Origin of the sequence: Nonomuraea sp. NPDC050394 (assembly GCF_044459065.1) — a bacterium.
In the GTDB taxonomy this organism is placed as follows: Bacteria; Actinomycetota; Actinomycetes; order Streptosporangiales; family Streptosporangiaceae; genus Nonomuraea.
Map to the genome: position 1 here is coordinate 116,073 of NZ_JBITIO010000006.1, position 15,875 is coordinate 131,947.

A 15,875-nucleotide genomic window follows, 5' to 3' on the forward strand; every position below is an offset into this window, starting at 1 on the left:
ACCCCCTGGGAGAGGCAATGAGGCCGTTGGCCGCCGTGCTGGTAGTGGTCCTCGTCGCCGCGGGCTGCGCGTCACCGAGACGGGACAAGATCACGGTCGCGTGCGGGGCGGGCGAGCGGTGGTGCGCGATGATGGTCAAGCGGTTCGCCGACGCCACCGGCGTGGAGGCCGACTACGTGCGGCTGTCGAGCGGGGAGGCGCTGGAACGGATCAAGGCGGCCAGGGAGCGCCAGGAGTTCGACGTCTGGCACGGCGGACCGGCCGACGCCTACGTGGCCGCCAAGGGGCAGGGGCTGCTGGAGCCGTACCGGTCGGCGGTGTCCGGGGAGATCCGGCCGGGCTGGGCCGACCGCGACGGCGCCTGGAGCGGGATCTACGCCGGTGTGCTGTCCTTCTGCAACAACACCAAGGAACTGGCCGAACGCGGCATGAAGCCGGTCCGCTCGTGGGGCGAACTGCTGGACAAGCGGCTGCGCGGCGGCGTCGCCATCGCCCATCCGGCCACCTCGGGCACCGCCTACACCGCGCTGTGGACCCAGGCGGAGCTGAACGGCCGCGACACCGGCGCGGCACTCGGCTACATGCGCGGCCTCCATCAGAACGTGCCGAGGTACAACACCTCTGGCAGCGAGGCCGCCATACAGGCGGCCAAGGGGGAGGCGGCGGTCGGCGTCGTGTTCTCCCACGACTGCGTCGCCGCCCAGGAGCAGGGCTATCCGGACCTGGAGGTGACGTTCCCGGAAGAGGGCACCGGCTTCGAGCTCGGCGGGCTGGCCGTCCTGGCCGGGGCGCACAATCCGGGCAGCGCGCGCACGTACGTCGACTGGGCGCTGAGCGGGGCCTCCCAGCGGCTCGGGCCGCTGGTGAAGTTCTACGCCCTGCCCACCAATACGCGGGTGCCGCCGCACTCCAAGGCGGCCGACCCCGCGACGGTCAAGCTGGTCTCCTACGACGTGGAGGCCGCCGGGCGGGCCAAGCAGGAGCTCGTCGCCAGGTTCGGCGCGGAGGTCGCCGGGCCGCCCGCCTAGGAGCAGCCCTCGAACTGCGGCACCGAGACCACCGACAGGTCGATGCCGGACCTGCCGAACCACTTGTCCAGCAGCATGTGCGCCGTGCCGTCCTGGTACATGCGGGTGATGGCCCGGTTGAGCTCCTCGCAGCCGTCGACGTCGCCCTTGCGCACGCCGATCGAGGTGCGCTGCTCGTTGAACGTCGCGCCGACCAGGTGCAGGTCGACGCCGGGCTTGGTGAGCAGCCCTGCGAGGATCTGGCTGTTGGTGGAGATGGCGTCGATCCGGCCGTCCTTGATCATGTCGAGGCACACGTTGTAGTCGGGTGCCTCGACCGGCTTCGCCTCGACGCGGCGTTCGTCCACGATCCGCTGGGCGATGTTGGTGCCGCGCACCCAGCAGATCTTGCGGCCTTCGAGGTCGCGGACGTCGCGGATGGCGCCCTTGTCGGCCGGCCGTACCGCGATGTCCTGGAAGTCGACGTGGTACGGCCCGGCGAAGTCGATCAGCTTCTTGCGCTCGGGCGTGACCGACATGTGGGCGAAGACCACGTCGGCCCGTCCGTCGGTGAGCACATTGGTCTGGTCACCGGCCTTGATCTCCAGCCATCGGATCCGCTTGCCCAGCCGGGCGATGAGATCCTGGGCCACGTCGATGTTGAAGCCCCGGTAGGCGCCGTCCGCCCCCTTGAAGCTGATCAGCGGCACGTCGGAACGGATGGCGACGATCAGCTCGTCCTTGTCCACGAAGGACTCCGGCCGGGCGGTGCCGCAGGCGGTGAGGATCAGGACGAGGCAGATCAGCAGTCGTCTCACCGGTACTCCCTCAGCCGGGGCCGGATGCCGGCCAGGATGAACAGGGCACCCGCGGCCAGCCCCGCCGGGATCCACCGCCACAGCGTCTCCAGAGCGCCGTCGCCGCTGTCGATGGCCCGCTCGAAGTCCGACTCGTGCCGCCGGACCAGTTCCTCCAGCACCTGGTCGTAGCCTTCGTAGGCCTGGGTGAGCTCGCCGTCCCAGAACTTGATCGCCGCCTCGCCCGACATGGTCCGCATCCGCGCGTCGGCCTGCTGGAAGCGCTGGTAGACGGCGAAGAGCCGGTCGCGCTCGCGCCCCGCCAGGCCGCCGAGCACCCCCTGGAAGTTCCGGTGCAGCTTGCTCTGGTAGTCGGGCAGGCTGGTGGACTCGACGGCGACGATCGTGCGGGCCTTGTCCAGGAAGGTGTGCTCGTAGGTGTCCTTGCGGAAGCGGTCGAGCAGGTAGCGGCTCTGGTCGCCGTGCATGCTCTTGCTGATCGCCCGCGTCCTGGTCAGGGTCAGCACCGAGTCGAACCCGCGGGCCTTGGCCTCCTCCAGCGCCCGGCCCTGCTGGTTGAGCAGGGCCAGGCCGCTCACCAGGCCGGCCGCGGTGAGCACGGTGGCCACCACCAGGGCCGGGGCGAAGATCCGCCGGAACCTGCGGGTCAGATACGCCTGCAACGCCAGCAGGCAGCCCAGCGCGAGCAGCCCGGTCACGATGACCGCGGTCCGGGCCAGCGAGGTGGCCGAGCGCTCGGCGTCGTGCGCGCGCCGCACGATCGTCCCGGTCTCCAGCGTCAGGTTGTAGGCCTGGGGCAGCAGTTCGCGGTGCATGAGGTCGGTGGCCCGCTGGTAGGCGGCGACCACGTTGTCGGGCGGCGCGCCCGCGGTGTGCCCGGACTGGGTGTCCAGCAGGCGGGCGTGGGCGGCCAGCCGTTCGTAGCGGCCCAGGCCCTCGATCAGCGACTCGACCGTGCGCTGCTCGGCGGGATTGTCGAGGGCGAGCCGGTAGGCCTTGAGCAGGCTCTCGGAGATCTCCAGCCGCCGCTGGTCGTAGCCGGTCAGGTCGGCCTGCTGCTGCGGGCCGTACTCCCTGCCGAGCAGCAGGGTCTCGGCCACCAGGGCGTCCATCTCCGACATCTGCCGGTACAGGCCCGTGGTGGCGAGCACCTGGGGGCCGGCGTCGTGCCCGATGGTACGCAGGCCCGTGCCGGTGCTCGCCGCCCCGGCCACGAACGCGCCCAGCAGCAGCGTCAGCGCCAGCAGGGCCAGCCCGGACAGCAGCCGTACCCGCCCGGAGACCGATCGTTCGCGCCGCGCCGGGGTCGTCGCCGTCACCGTCATGGGCCGCTCCGGCGTGTGCGCACCCGCGCCTCCCGACATCGACTTGTGCTCGAAGATCGAGCATGACCGCGAGCGCGACGGCTCCGCAAGAGGCTGGGTACAACCTCAGGGACGACGATCATCGACTGGAGATGGGGGCCGTGTATGCCGGACCGCCTCAGCGTCATCGAAAGGGAGTTACGCGCGCACCCGAAGGTGGCCGACTGCGCCGTCGTCAGGGACGGCACGACGCTGATCGCCTACGTCGTCGCGCCCGGCGGGACGCGGGGGGAGGAGCTCGCCTCGTTCCTGCGCGGGCGGCTGCCGGAACGGCGGGTGCCCGACCTGGTGGCCGTGGTGCCCGTGCTGCCGCGCACGCCGGACGGCGAGATCGAGCACGAGAGCCTGCCGCTGCCCGTACGGGCCGGGTCGAGGAGAGGCGGCGGGAAGGCGGGCGGCCGGGGCGATGACCCCGCAGGCATGGTGCCCGTCCGGGTGCTGGTCGCCGTCACGGCGGGGATGGTGGCGTTCGGGCTGACGGACGTGCTCTGGCCGTACTCGACGGATCTGACCGGTGTGCCCCAGCCGTGGGCGGGGTTCTTCCGCGGGCTCTACGCCGCCGAGTACGTGTCGTTCGGGCTGGGCGTCATGTTCCTGGTGTCCGGGCGGCCGTTCCTGGCCCGGCTGGGACGCCCGGCATGGCTGACGACGCTCGCGCACGTGGCGATCACCTGGCTGCTGGTCGCGTGGTGGCCGCAGGACAACTTCTACCGGCTCGCCGCCAAGACGGACTGGCCGCGCCAGGCCGCCCTGGTCTACGGGTTCAACGTCACCCTCATGATCGCCGCGGCCGTGCTCGTCCTCTTCGTGGCCGTGCCGCGGCGGTGAAGATGGCGCCGAGCGCCTCGTTCGCGCCGCGCAGCGCGGCCTCCGCCTCGTCGAGGGCGCGGGCCGTGCGCGCGGCGATCGCCATTCCGACGTACGGCTCCGCCTCAGCCGCCGCCGTCGGCACCGTGACCAGGAGCGTCGCGCCGAGCCCCCGGCACTCCTCCGCCGCCCGCGCGACGTGGGCACGCAGCGCGGACGGGGGCAGGCGGGCGCCGAGCGGCAGGTGGTCCAGCGTGCGCACGAAGTGGCGGCCGCCGTGGAGCCGGTCCAGCCGGGCCTGGATACAGAACGCCGCGGCCGGGCCGGTGAGCCGCAGGTTGATCTCGGTCGGGGCCAGGCGGCCGGTCGGGCCGGTGACGTAGTCCACGTCGAACCACCCCCGGTACCCGTGCGCGGCCAGCGCCCCGCCCACCGCGCCGCCGAACCGCACGGCCGTCTCTTCGAGCGCCGCGGGCAGCACGCCGGGGCCCACGGTGACCCCCTGGTAGCGGGTGCCGTCCATCACCATCGCGCCCGCCCCGACCGGGTGGACCTCTCCGGCGTCGTCGATGACGGCGTCGAAGGTCGGGGCGCGGAACGGGCCCGAGCCGTCCACGTACTCCTCCAGCAGCCCGCCCTCGCGCGCCCACCGTCGCGCCAGCGCTCCGATCCGCGGCGTGGCGCCGGTCACGACCAGCGTGCCGGACCCGCCGACGCCGTACTCGGTCTTCAGCACCAGTGGCTCTCCCCTGGCCAGCTCGCGCAGCAGCTCCCGCCGCGAGCCGACCGGCCGCTGCCGCGGGATGAGGATTCCCGGATGCCCGGGGGCCAGCGCCCGGAACAGCTCGTGCGCGCCGCGCTTGGACTCGAACCTCCCGATGGCCGCCGGCACGCCGCCCGCCGACGGGACGATCCGCTCGAACTCCGCGGTACGCCCCCAGGGCAGCACGCGCCCCCGGCCCAGGCACTGCATGAGATCCGGCCTGGAGGCGATCGCCGCCGACACCCCGCCGTCCGCGGCGACGCCGTCGTGGACCTCCACCTCGCCCCAGCCGAGCACGTCCGCCAGATCCCGGATCCACGCCCCGTCCACCGGCTCCGGCAGGATCACGACCGCGGGACGCGGGCTCGCGAACACCGCGAGGCAGGAGTAATGGTCGCCTCCCGCCGGGATCGGGCTGAACGTCCGGTTGAACTCGGCGACGTTGCCGACGTGCACGGCCGCTCGCCCGCCGGTCCACGCGTTCACCGACGCCGGTTCCGGTCCCGGCGGCCAGGCGACCAGCAGCGGCAGCGCGCCGGAGACGCCGTGGCGCCGCGCGCCCATCGCCAGGTAGAAGCCCTCGGCGTGCGGATCGGAGGCGATCGACAGCCGGGTGAACCCGATCCGCCCCGCCTCTTCGAGCACCCGCCGGTAGAGGAGCCCGCCCACGCCCTGGCCGATCGCCTCCGGCTCCACGAACAGCATGCCCAGCTCGCCGTGCGGCTGGTCACCGTCCAGCGTGGCGAACCCCACCACGCCGCCGTCCCGCTCGGCCACCACGGTTCTGCGGCCGACGACGTCGCGCAGCCGTAACTCCTCCCGGCAGGCGTCCAGGAACGCCTCGTCATACCCCCAGGACGCCTTGGACCGCATCGCCAGCGCGCTCAGCGGCCCGGCCTCGTCCGGCCGTGCCGCCCTCAGCCACACCCGTCCGCTCACCCGGCATTCATATCAAGGTCGGTACGGCCCCGCCCTCGGCGTGCTCGACCGAGACGCCCGCCAGATCTCCGGCCCACCGGCCGGCGATCTCGCCCAGCCGCCCGGCCGGCGGGGGAGTGCGGCCCAGGCCGATCGCGTAGCGGGTCCGCCGCGGGCCGCTCTCGAACGGGCGCGGCCAGGCATGCGCGTCCGCCGCCCCCGCCTCGGCCAGGGCGGCCAGCAGGTCCAGCATGCGTCCCCTGACGCGGCCCGCCTCCTCCGGCGAGCGGACGGTCACCACCGCCCAGGCCGCGTGCCTGCGGTGCAGGGGCGGCGCGGACAGGAGCGCGGCGCTCCGGCCGTCGTCCATGAGCTCCCAGGCCAGGTAGAGCTCCCGGGTGAGCAGGTCCAGGCCGCCGGGGCCGACCTGGCGGGCGCAGTTGCGCACCGGGTCGCTGGGCGTCAGCACCGTGACGGGGGCCGGTTCGCGGGCGGTCGCGGTGGGGCCGAGGGCGATCGGGTCGCGCCAGTCCCAGGCGGCCCAGGTGCTGAAGAACAGGGTCAGCGGGTCGTCCTGCGGCCCGCTCTCGCGTGCGGTACGCGCGGCCATGACCGCCCAGGCCAGGCCGGGCAGCCCGCCGAACGGGGCGCAGTCCAGGCCACGCGCCCGTGCCCACGCCTTCACCTGCACGGCCAGGCGGGTGAAGCGGGCATGTTCGTCACCGGCGAGGTCCGCGGCGGTGGCGGTGCGGATGGCCTGGGCGTCGGTGACGGCGCTGAGCGCGATGGCCGCCTGCTCGCCCAGTTCGGCGCGGCGGGCGAGCGCCTGGTCGGGCGGGAGGGCGCCGGCGGGGACCACGGTCAGGTCCACGTCCAGTCCGCCGGTGTGGAAGCGCAGGCCGGGCACGCGGGCGCCGATCACCTGGCGCAGCCGGGTCGCTTCGGGCAGCGCCGCGCGTACCAGGGACTCGGCCCCGGCCGCGCCGGGCAGGACCGCCACCAGGTCCAGATCCGCGCCGGGCAGCTCACAGCCCATGCGCCGGGACCCGGTGACGTGCACGACCCCCGGTTCCAGCGCCTCCTCCAGCCGCCGCACCACCTGCCCGGCCACCGCGGCCAGGTCGCGGCGAAGGGATCCACCGGCCGCCGGGGGCGCGGGGGACGGCGGGTCGGGGAGCCAGTGGATCTCGCCGGTGCCCAGGGTGATCCGGGCGCGGGGGCGCATGGGCTCCTCGGCGCGGCGCGACAGCAGGACCAGCTCGCCGACCCGCGCCGTCATCGCGGCGAGGCGGATCGCGGCGTCGGTGCGGCCGAGCGTCAGGTGCGGGGTGAAGCCCTCCCGGCGGCCCTCGCAGCGCGGGAAGCGCCGTTCGAGTGAACGGCGCAGCCCGGCCCAGGGCTCGGGGCCGGCGGCGGCGGGGTCGAGCCAGGAGGTCGTGTGGGCGCGGTGACGGAACGTGCGCACCCCCTCCAGCCGGACGGTGAACGGCTCCGTCTCGGCGGCCGCCGCCGCCACCAGCGGCGCCGCCGCCTCGAACTCCGACTCCGGCACGAACCCGAACAGCAGGTTGACATGCGGCGGCCAGCGGTCGAGCTGCGGATCGTGCGCGCGCCTGACCTCCTGGATCGGCGGCCACAGCTCGCGCGGCGGTATCCACGCCACCGCCGTACGCGCCGTCGGCGGCACGTCGAGCATCCCGCCGTCCTCGGCGCCGAAGACGTCGAGGACCGCCTCGACCCCGTAGTGGTCGGAGACGTACAGCCCGCCGGGGCCGGGCGTGTCGCCGCGCAGCGCCGCCGAGACCACCCGGGCTCGCCCGCGCAGCAGCACGCGGTCCAGGCGCGCCGCCCGGCCGGACCGGGAGGAGAGCGCGGCCAGCGGGTTGACGCCGGGGTCGAAGGTGGGCGTCTCGCCGGATCCGTGCGCCTCGATCCAGGCGTCGCGCAGGCGCAGCGCGGACTCCGGGGTGCCGGTGCCGTCGTTGAAGTCGCCCATCAGGACCAGGTCGCCGTCCAGGCCGGACAGCCCCTCGGCGATCCGGGCCAGTTCGGCGCGCCGCCTGCCCGCGCCGTCGGCGGAATGGTCACTGGTCAGATGGGTCACGGCGACGACGAGCGGGCCCGCGGCGGTGTCGGTGACGATGGCGGCCACCGACTTGTGCGGGCCCAGCTCGTGGCCCGCCGCCTCGCGTACGGGCAGCCGGCTGAGCAGCAGGAGGCCGCCGTCGCCGACGTCCGGTCCGCGGGGGTCGGTGCCCAGGGTGTAGGCGGCGCGTACCCAGGGGGCGGCCAGCAGCATGGACACCAGCGCGGGCTCGACCTCCTGCAGCGCCAGGACGTCCGCGTCGGCCTCCTCAAGGGCGCGCAGAAGCAGAACGCGGCGGCGGGCGGTGTCGATGCGGTCGCTGTCGTAGCGGTCCCACAGCGTGTTCCACGTCAGCACCCGCACCACCCCGTCGTGAGGTCCGGAGCCGGGCCGCCCGGTGGCGGGCAGCCATTCCCCCGCCGGATCCCACGCGTACGGCGTCCTCGCGGTGAAGAACGGCGCGCGCAGGCGGCGCGGGTCCCGCGCCCGCCCGGCCTCACAGGTGTCGAGGCGGTCCAGGCCCGTGGCCCGGTCCCAGACCAGCTCGCCGTCCGCCTCGACGAACAGCACCCGGTGCCAGGGGATCTCGCCACCCGGCGTGAACGCGGCCAGCGCCACCCGCTTGGGCGCGGCGTCGCGCTGGCCGACACCCAGGACGAAGCGGGACGGGTCGAAGCGCGGATCCCAGCGGACCCGGTGATAGATCTCCTCGCTGGTACGCATCACAGGTGCCCGTCCCGGTCGTCCACGGTCCCGCGCTCGCCGACGTACCAGGTGCGATGAGCCTGGCCAGGATACGGCGGGACGTAGCGCCGCACCTGCGCGTCCAGCACGTGCGCGGGCACCGCGCCGGCGCGGGCGGCGTTGCGCCGGCGCAGCTCGTCCTCCTCCAGCAGGACGACCACGTGCGTCGTGAGCGCGTCGCGGCGGCGCGCCACGGCGTGGACCAGGCTCCGCTGGTGGTGGTTGAGTGAGGTGGCGTCCCACACCACCGTCGCGCCCGCGGCCAGGGCGGCGTCAAGCCGGCCCAGCCCCTGCCCGAGCACGGCCCCGTTGTCCCGCTGATCGGCCCGCGACCCCCGCGCCGCACGAAGCTCATCCAGCGACACGTGAACGACGTCCCTCAGCCCGGCGGCGAACGTGCTCTTCCCGCTGCCCGACGGCCCGACCAGATGCACCAGCCGGGGGAAGGTCCCCGACCGCCACCGCCACGTCGCGGCCACGGCGTCCTCGGGCGTGACGATCCTTCCCGCCGCCCAGGCGGCGCGCGCCTCGGCCCAGCACCGGCCGGCCGCCTCGCCGTCGAGCCCGGCCAATCCCGCACGCAGCCCGGCCCGCAACGGCTCCAGCGGGTCCGGTCCGAGCAGGCCGGCGTCCTCGGCGTGCAGGGCCGACCAGGCGACCTGTTCCCGGGCCTCCTGCGCCGGCCCGGCCGGCAGGACCGCGGCGACGGCGTGCAGCACGCCCAGGTCGGCGGCCAGCGCCATCCGGCCCAGCCCGGCCCGCCGCTCCTCGTCGGGAAACGGCCGGCGCAGCGCGCCCCGCAACCCGGCCAGATCCGCGATCCGCCGGGCCAGCGGCATGCCCAAGGGCCGGACCAGCCGCGCCGCCAGCACGGCCCGGGGCGTCGGCGGCAGCGCCACGGCCAGCACCCCCGCCAGCCGCGCGTCCCCGCCCCGGCCGATCGCGTCCAGCCGGGCCGCCACCTCGGCCACCGCCTCCGCCGCCGAGCCTTCCACCCCCGGCTGCCCGGGATCCACCGCCGCGGGAGTCGCGCCTTCCTTCGCCCCACGCCCGGGATCCACCGCCGCCAGCAGCGCCGTCACGTTCGGCTCCGCGCCCGAGCGCACCGACCACAGCGCCGCACCGGGCCCGAGCCCGTTCGGCACCACCGGCGCGTGCATCCAGTGCGTGTCCGTCCGCACGTGATCGCGGCGCACCCACTTCGCCACCCGCCCCGCGAAGTCCGCCAGCACGAACTCCTCGGCGGCCCGCACCACGTAGCCCTCCTGCCGCTCCGGATCCGGCCGCAGCCCCCGCAGCGCCCGCTCGTCGAAGACTCCGCGCCACAGCACGGGCGGGACGGGAATCCCCAGCTCACGCAGAAACGCGACCGTGCGATCCCAGCCCAGGCACCGCTCGCCGTCCCACACGGAGAACCCGTAGAACCAGCTCTCCAGCTCCTCGTAGGCGATGGAGTGCCGGGCGTACACGTTCTCCCCGCACACCCGCAGCCCCGCCGGAATCCGCGCCCCGATCCGCCCCTGCAGCCCCTTGACCCAGGCCCGCGAAGGATGATGGGCGGAGTCCGGCGACCGGGCGTGCAGACCGTCCGGGTACAGGGTCGTGTTCTCCCCGTCGAGCTTCTCCGTCACCACGACCTCGCGTCCGCGCAGCCCGGACAGGTCGCCCGCGCGCACGTCGTCCGGGCTCACGCCCGGCGACCAGGGCAGGTGAGGGGTACGCGGATAGTGCACGCGCATGATCCCTCCCCCGGTCGGCCGGAGGCCACTGTACAAGCGGGGAGAAAGCGCCCTCCATCCAATAAATCAAGGCGGGGCGAGCCGATCCAGCCGGCGCCGGAGCAGCCGCCGTTCCGCGTCGTCGCGGACGAGGGCGAGCGCGCGCTCGTAGGCCGCGCGGGCCTCCCCGGTACGGCCGGCGCGATCCAGCAGCTCGCCACGGGCGGCGTGCAGGTAGTGGAAGTCCCGCAGCGGCAGCCGGTCGATGATCTCGAGACCGGCCTCAGGCCCCCGTGCCTCGGCGATGGCGATGGCGCGGTTCAGCTCGACCACCGGGGAACCGGTCAGCCTGGCGAGCTCGCCGTACAGCATGGCGATCTGTGGCCAGTCGGCCGGCTCCTCGGTGTGCAGGGCGGCGATCGCCGCCTGGACGACGTACGGCCCGCGCCCTTGCAGAGCCAGCGCCCGCGCCAGCGTCCGGCGCCCGTCGGCGATCATGGCGCTGTCCCACAACGACCGGTCCTGCTCGGCCAGCAGCACCAGCTCGCCGTCGCGGAAGCGGGCCCGGCGGCGCGAGTCGTGCAGCAGCATGAGGGCCAGCAGCCCGTGCGCCTCGGCCTCGTCCGGCATGAGCTCGACCAGGGCTCGCCCGAGCCGGATCGCCTCGCCCGCCAGGTCCACCCGCCCCGTGTACCCCTCGTTGAAGATCAGGTACGCCACCGCGAGCACCGCCGCCAGCCGGTCGGGCAGCAGATGGTCGGCCGGCACCCGGAACGGGATCCCGGACACCCTGATCTTCCGCTTGGCCCGCACCAGGCGCTGCGCCATCGTCGGCTCCGGCACCAGGAACGCGTGCGCGAGGTCGCCGGTGCTGAGCCCGCCGAGCGCCCGCAACGTCAGGGCGACCTGCGCCTCCATGGACAACGCGGGATGGCAGCACGTGAAGATGAGCTCGAGCCGCTCGTCGCGGAACACGGCGTCGTCCATCTCGTCCTCCCAGGACCGCCGTACCGCGAGCAGGCGGGTCTTCTCGGCCAGCGTGCGGTCGCGGCGGACGCGGTTGAGCGCCCGGTTGCGCGCCGTCGTGATCAGCCAGGCGCCCGGATGGGCCGGCGTCCCGTCGCGCGGCCACCGGCCGGCGGCGATCGCGAAGGCCTCCTGCGCGGCCTCCTCGGCGAGGTCGAAGTCGCCGAGGTAGCCGATCAGCGCGGCCAGAACACGTCCCCACTGCTCGCGGAAGACCCGCTCCAGCACATCGGTCACGGGTTCAGCGGGCGTATCTCGACCGCGCCGCCCATGCGGGCCGCCGGGATCCGCCCGGCCAGCTCGATCGCCGCGTCGAGGTCGTCGGCCTCGTAGAACAGGTAGCCGCCGATGGCCTCCTTCATCTCCACGAACGGGCCGTCGGTCGTCAGCGTCCTGCCGTCCAGCACCCGCACCGTGGTGGCCGTGTCCGGCGCCTGCATCCACTGTCCCGGCGTCACCCCCGGGGTGTTCTCGATCGCCTGGTACGCCGCGGGCAGCGCCTTCTGCTCCTCCTCCGACAGGTTCTCCCACGCCTCCGGATCGCCGTGGCTGATCAGCAGCATGTACTTCATCGTGTCCTCCTGGATTCTCGGGAAGGGTCCTGTCATAGACAAACGGGCCGCGGCGAAATCGACACCCCGGCCCGGCCGTTTTTCTTCTTCGCTCAGGATTACCCCTGCCGCAGCGGTCGCGAATCCTTCACCCCGCTTCCCGGCAGAATGCCGGTCGTCGGCTCCCGAGGTGGCGTGCGGAACTGCTCGATCATCGCCGCGTAGCCGCTGCCGCCGTGGCCGGCCGCCGCGGCCCGGTCGGCCAGGGCCTTGACGAACCTCGGCAGCTCGGCGCTGACGCCGAGCGACTCGCTCTCCTCGACGATGTGCGCCATCGCCGCCCGCTGGGTGTCGATGGTGGCGTCGAGCGCCGGGTACGCGCCGTCGTCGATCTGCCGCGCGTACCCCTCCAGCCAGCCGAGCACGCCGCCGAGGGCCTCCTTCGCGAACGCGGCGAACGTCGCGGCGTCCACCCCCGCGGTGCCCAGCAGCGCGACGCCCTGCAGGAAGCCGTTCAGGACGCTCCACGACAGGCTCAGCGAGGCCACGTCGTAGAGCGAGGACAGCCCGGGGTCCGTGCCGAGGTACGTGGCCTGCGCGCCGAGACCGCGCAGCGCGGGCTCGTACCGGTCGAAGACCGGCCGGGGCCCGCTGTAGAGGATGAGGCCGTCGGCGGTGCCGATGGCCTGGGGCACGGCCATGACCGCGCCGTCGAGGTAACCGGCGCCACGGCCTGCGGCCCAGGCGGCGGCCTCCCGCGCGGCCCGGGAGGTGCCGGAGGTCAGGTTCACCAGGACGCGGCCGTCAAGGATCTTCTCCAGCGGGCCGAGCAGGTCGTGGACCGCGTCGTACCCGGTGAGGCAGACGATCACGAGCGGGCTCGCGGCGACGGCCTCGGCCGCCGAGCCGGCGAGCAGCGCTCCCTCGGCGACGAGGCGGTCCGCCTTGCCGGGCGAACGGTTCCACACGGTCGTGGGGTGGCCGGCGCGCAGGAAGGCGCGGGCCAGAGCTTCGCCCATCAGCCCGAGGCCGAGGACCGTCACGGCGTCCTGCCGGTTGGTGTTCATGGCAGGATTGTCAACGTTCACACCGATATGAATGTCAAGGAGCCGTGACCGTGCACATCGGTGAGCTGAGCCGGCGGACCGGGGTCAACACGCACCAGCTGCGCTACTACGAGTCGCAGGGCCTGCTGGAGCCGGGCCGCGGCGCCAACGGCTACCGCGAGTACGCCGACGCCGCCGTGCTGACCGTGACCCAGATCAGGAGGCTGCTCGCGGCCGGACTGTCGACGCGGGAGATCGGCTACGTGCTGCCCTGCGCCAGCGGCACGCGACCCGACCTCGAACCCTGCCCCGAACTGGTGGACGGCCTGCGCGAGCGCCTGACCAGGCTCGACGAGAGCATCGACGCGCTGGTCGGCACCCGCCAGGTCCTCCACGACTACCTCGACCTCACCGAACGGCGCGCGCTCACCACCCCAGGATCCGCCACGGGGTGAACCGCGCACCGCCCACCTCCTCCTGCCAGCAGGCGAACAGCTGCCCCTTGACGCCGAGGCTGAAGACCATGACGCGGCCGGAGCGGTCGGCGGACACGGCGGGCACGCCGATGATCTTCCCGCCGAGGTCCTGCCAGGGGCCGTAGGCGCCGTTCGCCTCCTGTTGCACGGCCACCGAGACGCCCATCGCCGGGTTGCGGACGGCCATCACCACCCGGGAGGACGGGACGGAGGCGTTCGGCCCGCGGGCGGCCTGGACGTTTCCCACGCCGCCGGGAGCCGGGAGGGTCGAGGCCGGGGCCCACCCGTAGGAGGGCGGCTCCTGCCGGGTTCTGACGACGTCGCCGACGGTGACCGTACCGGTGTCGAGGTCGCCCTGTCGGTAGAGGAGTTCCAGGCGCGCGTCCGCGTTGAGCACGAGCGTCGGCGGGCTGCCGGGTGTGGTGGAGCCGATGGGGGCCGAGCGGAAACCGCCGTTGGGCTTGGTCTGCCGCCAGCGCAGGATGCGCGCGGAGTCGCACCGGGTCCTGGCCGGATCCGCGCGGGCGCACAACGTGGCGAACAGCTCGATCCGCCCGAACCGGTCGCGCATGGCGGTGATGCCGCTGCGCAGGCCCCGCTCCGACAATGTCCACCACGGCGACCACCTGCCGTTGCCGTAGTGGGTCCGGTAGCTGATCTGGTGGGTGCCGGTCTGGACGAAGACGTTGATCCGGCCCAGCCGGTCCAGTGCGAGCGCGGGCGTACCGGTGCGGTTGCCCCCGTACGGCGGGCGGCCGAGGTCGGTCCACCGGCCGGTCCACGGGCCGCCGGGGGTGCGCTGCTCGGTCGTGACGATCGCGTCGGTCAGCCCGTTCTCGCGCAGCCGGATGGCGAAGGCGCGCAGCCTGCCGTCGCGGTCGCGCTCGACGGCGACGCCGGGGGCGAGCCACGAACCGGCGTACCCGAGCGAGCTGGGCCCGCGCCAGCGGCCGTCGGCGCCCTGGTCCCAGGAGACCACGCGGCGCCCCTGCACGGACAGCACGCTGAGCCGCTTGTCGGCGTTGGTGGCCACGCGCAGCAGCTCGCCGGTCCAGCGGTAGACCATCCGGTTCATCCGCCAGACGTAGGCCGGGTAGTTGAGGTCGGAGTCCCTGGCCAGCGGGTCGTGCGGGGCGTACGCGTCGAAGACGTCCTTCTTCATGTCCCGTTCGGCCGGGCCCAGGTTGGCCGGCACGTCCTGGATGAAGTAGTCGCGGAAGTTGATCTCGACCAGCCGCGGGTTCGCGTCACGGTGCTGGCGCGCGGCCTCGGCGGTGAAGCGGGCCGTCTGGACGTGGTCGGGGTGGTCGTGCGTGCGGTAGAGGTCCGGCTGGGGGTCCTGCGTGCGGATCGCGTGCGGGGTGAACATCTCCATGAGCCTGCGCAGCGTGGCGACGAGCCCGCCGTAGGTGTAGCACTGTTCGTACGGCGAGCCGCGCTCGGTGAACGTCGGCAGGCAGCCCGCCTTCCCCTGGTCGTCCCAGAGGCGGACCAGCGCGCCGCGCCCGCGCGCGTCCTGGCGGCGCTTGTTCCCGCCGTCGGACAGGCGCAGGAACAGCAGGTGGACCCCCGTGCCGCGCAGGTGGTTGTGCTCGACGACCTGCGTGCCGACCCGGAGGGCTTCGGTGTCCCAGACCGGCGCGTCCACACCCGCCATGCGCGCGTACGCGGCCCGCGAACCCTCCCGCCTGCCCTCGGCGTAGGCGTAGCCCTCCTGCGCCTCGCCCGCGGTGAGGAAAACGGACGCAATCGGATATCCGGCGCGAATGGTCTGGTGGATGTCGGGATTGAGAAAGAGGAGGTCGTCATCCTCATGTGCGAGGAAATGCAGGAAATGCACATGCTCCACCAGCCTGGACATTGTTGCCTCGGCCGGCAGGACCGCGCCCATAACGGTCATCAGCAGGCTCGCCAGGAAAAGGCGCACACTCTTCTTCAATTCCTCCCCCTCCGTATCAATGAAAGGATCATCGATACAAGAGGGGCAGGCCGGGATTGATGCGCAAAGGCACTGTCAGTGTTCTTCTGTCCTGCGGCAAGCGATTCGTCAGCCGGTGTGGCCTTCACAGGTGATCCGCCGGGCTATTTCCGCGTCGAGCGGGAAACCGGTCATTCCTCTGCGTTGTCCTTGCGCAGGCGTTCGGCGTGCCGGGTCTGGTTGAGCAGCGCGAGCCGCAGGAACGTCTCGACCACCTCGAGTTCGGCGACGGTGTAGCGGCGCAGCCCGGCCCGGGCCTCGGCGGAGATCGGCCCCCAGACCTCCTCGACGGCCGCCCGGCCCCGTTCGCTCAGGTGCACCAGGACGCGGCGCCGGTCGGCGGTGTCGCGTACCCGCTCGGCCAGCCCCGCCCGCTCCAGCCGGTCGATGGCGGTGGTGGCCGCGCCGCCGGTCAGGCCCGCCCCGGCCGCCAGCTCGCTCGCCGTGAGCGGGCCGCGCGCGGTCAGGCGGCTCAGGCAGCGCACGTCGGTCCTGTTGACGCCGAGCCGCCGGGCCGCCAGTTCGTCGATGAGGTCCGTGGCGTCCTGCAGATCCTGTACGGCCCTGGCCACG

Annotated in this window: 13 protein-coding genes; 3 read left to right on the top strand and 10 right to left on the bottom strand. The window is 73.7% G+C overall.

Features of this window, described 5'->3' with window-relative positions; all coding sequences use genetic code 11:
• Positions 1–17: 17 nt before the first annotated feature.
• On the top strand, positions 18–1,028 hold the full coding sequence (locus ACIBKY_RS24395; protein ID WP_397099658.1) for an ABC transporter substrate-binding protein: 1,011 nt from the start codon (positions 18–20) through the stop codon (positions 1,026–1,028).
• Here the strand turns inward: ACIBKY_RS24395 and ACIBKY_RS24400 are convergent.
• Together ACIBKY_RS24400 and ACIBKY_RS24405 are read right to left on the bottom strand one after the other, a co-directional pair.
• Positions 1,025–1,825 (bottom strand): substrate-binding periplasmic protein, encoded by an 801-nt coding sequence (locus ACIBKY_RS24400; RefSeq protein ID WP_397099660.1) that lies wholly within the window; start codon positions 1,823–1,825, stop codon positions 1,025–1,027. The genes ACIBKY_RS24395 and ACIBKY_RS24400 overlap by 4 nt on opposite strands.
• Positions 1,822–3,150, bottom strand: a complete 1,329-nt coding sequence (locus ACIBKY_RS24405) for a hypothetical protein (RefSeq protein WP_397099662.1) — start codon at positions 3,148–3,150, stop codon at positions 1,822–1,824. The genes ACIBKY_RS24400 and ACIBKY_RS24405 overlap by 4 nt, the downstream gene beginning before the upstream one ends.
• Before the next feature lie 144 nt (positions 3,151–3,294).
• On the opposite strand from ACIBKY_RS24405, the gene ACIBKY_RS24410 reads away from it, so the two are divergent.
• Positions 3,295–4,017, top strand: a complete 723-nt coding sequence (locus ACIBKY_RS24410; RefSeq protein ID WP_397099663.1) for a hypothetical protein — start codon at positions 3,295–3,297, stop codon at positions 4,015–4,017.
• On the opposite strand, the gene ACIBKY_RS24415 is transcribed toward ACIBKY_RS24410, so the two are convergent.
• The 6 genes from ACIBKY_RS24415 to ACIBKY_RS24440 all read right to left on the bottom strand — a co-directional run bounded on the left by ACIBKY_RS24415 (position 3,965) and on the right by ACIBKY_RS24440 (position 12,869).
• The gene (locus ACIBKY_RS24415) at positions 3,965–5,698 is read right to left on the bottom strand and encodes a GNAT family N-acetyltransferase (RefSeq protein ID WP_397099665.1); all 1,734 of its coding nucleotides are present in this window, start codon (positions 5,696–5,698) and stop codon (positions 3,965–3,967) included. The genes ACIBKY_RS24410 and ACIBKY_RS24415 overlap by 53 nt on opposite strands.
• 7 nt (positions 5,699–5,705) lie before the next feature.
• Positions 5,706–8,486: an RNA repair domain-containing protein gene (locus ACIBKY_RS24420; protein ID WP_397099667.1), complete on the bottom strand. Its 2,781-nt coding sequence runs from the start codon at positions 8,484–8,486 to the stop codon at positions 5,706–5,708.
• Positions 8,486–10,246 (bottom strand): RNA ligase family protein, encoded by a 1,761-nt coding sequence (locus tag ACIBKY_RS24425; RefSeq protein WP_397099669.1) that lies wholly within the window; start codon positions 10,244–10,246, stop codon positions 8,486–8,488. The genes ACIBKY_RS24420 and ACIBKY_RS24425 overlap by 1 nt, the downstream gene beginning before the upstream one ends.
• Positions 10,247–10,312: 66 nt before the next feature.
• Positions 10,313–11,488 carry an RNA polymerase sigma factor gene (locus ACIBKY_RS24430; protein ID WP_397099671.1) on the bottom strand — a complete coding sequence of 392 codons (1,176 nt, stop codon included), beginning with the start codon at positions 11,486–11,488 and terminating at the stop codon, positions 10,313–10,315.
• Positions 11,485–11,823 carry a YciI family protein gene (locus tag ACIBKY_RS24435; RefSeq protein WP_397099673.1) on the bottom strand — a complete coding sequence of 113 codons (339 nt, stop codon included), beginning with the start codon at positions 11,821–11,823 and terminating at the stop codon, positions 11,485–11,487. The genes ACIBKY_RS24430 and ACIBKY_RS24435 overlap by 4 nt, the downstream gene beginning before the upstream one ends.
• A gap of 98 nt (positions 11,824–11,921) precedes the next feature.
• Positions 11,922–12,869 carry an NAD(P)-dependent oxidoreductase gene (locus ACIBKY_RS24440; protein WP_397099674.1) on the bottom strand — a complete coding sequence of 316 codons (948 nt, stop codon included), beginning with the start codon at positions 12,867–12,869 and terminating at the stop codon, positions 11,922–11,924.
• Positions 12,870–12,913: 44 nt separating this feature from the next.
• On the opposite strand from ACIBKY_RS24440, the gene ACIBKY_RS24445 reads away from it, so the two are divergent.
• A complete protein-coding gene (locus tag ACIBKY_RS24445) occupies positions 12,914–13,303 on the top strand; it encodes a MerR family transcriptional regulator (protein ID WP_397099676.1) in 390 nt (129 codons plus the stop codon).
• On the opposite strand, the gene ACIBKY_RS24450 is transcribed toward ACIBKY_RS24445, so the two are convergent.
• Both ACIBKY_RS24450 and ACIBKY_RS24455 read right to left on the bottom strand, forming a co-directional pair.
• Positions 13,275–15,251 (bottom strand): PIG-L family deacetylase, encoded by a 1,977-nt coding sequence (locus tag ACIBKY_RS24450; RefSeq protein ID WP_397099678.1) that lies wholly within the window; start codon positions 15,249–15,251, stop codon positions 13,275–13,277. The two genes, ACIBKY_RS24445 and ACIBKY_RS24450, sit on opposite strands and share 29 nt — an antisense overlap.
• 182 nt (positions 15,252–15,433) lie before the next feature.
• Positions 15,434–15,874: a MarR family winged helix-turn-helix transcriptional regulator gene (locus ACIBKY_RS24455; RefSeq protein WP_397099680.1), complete on the bottom strand. Its 441-nt coding sequence runs from the start codon at positions 15,872–15,874 to the stop codon at positions 15,434–15,436.
• Position 15,875: the final 1 nt, after the last annotated feature.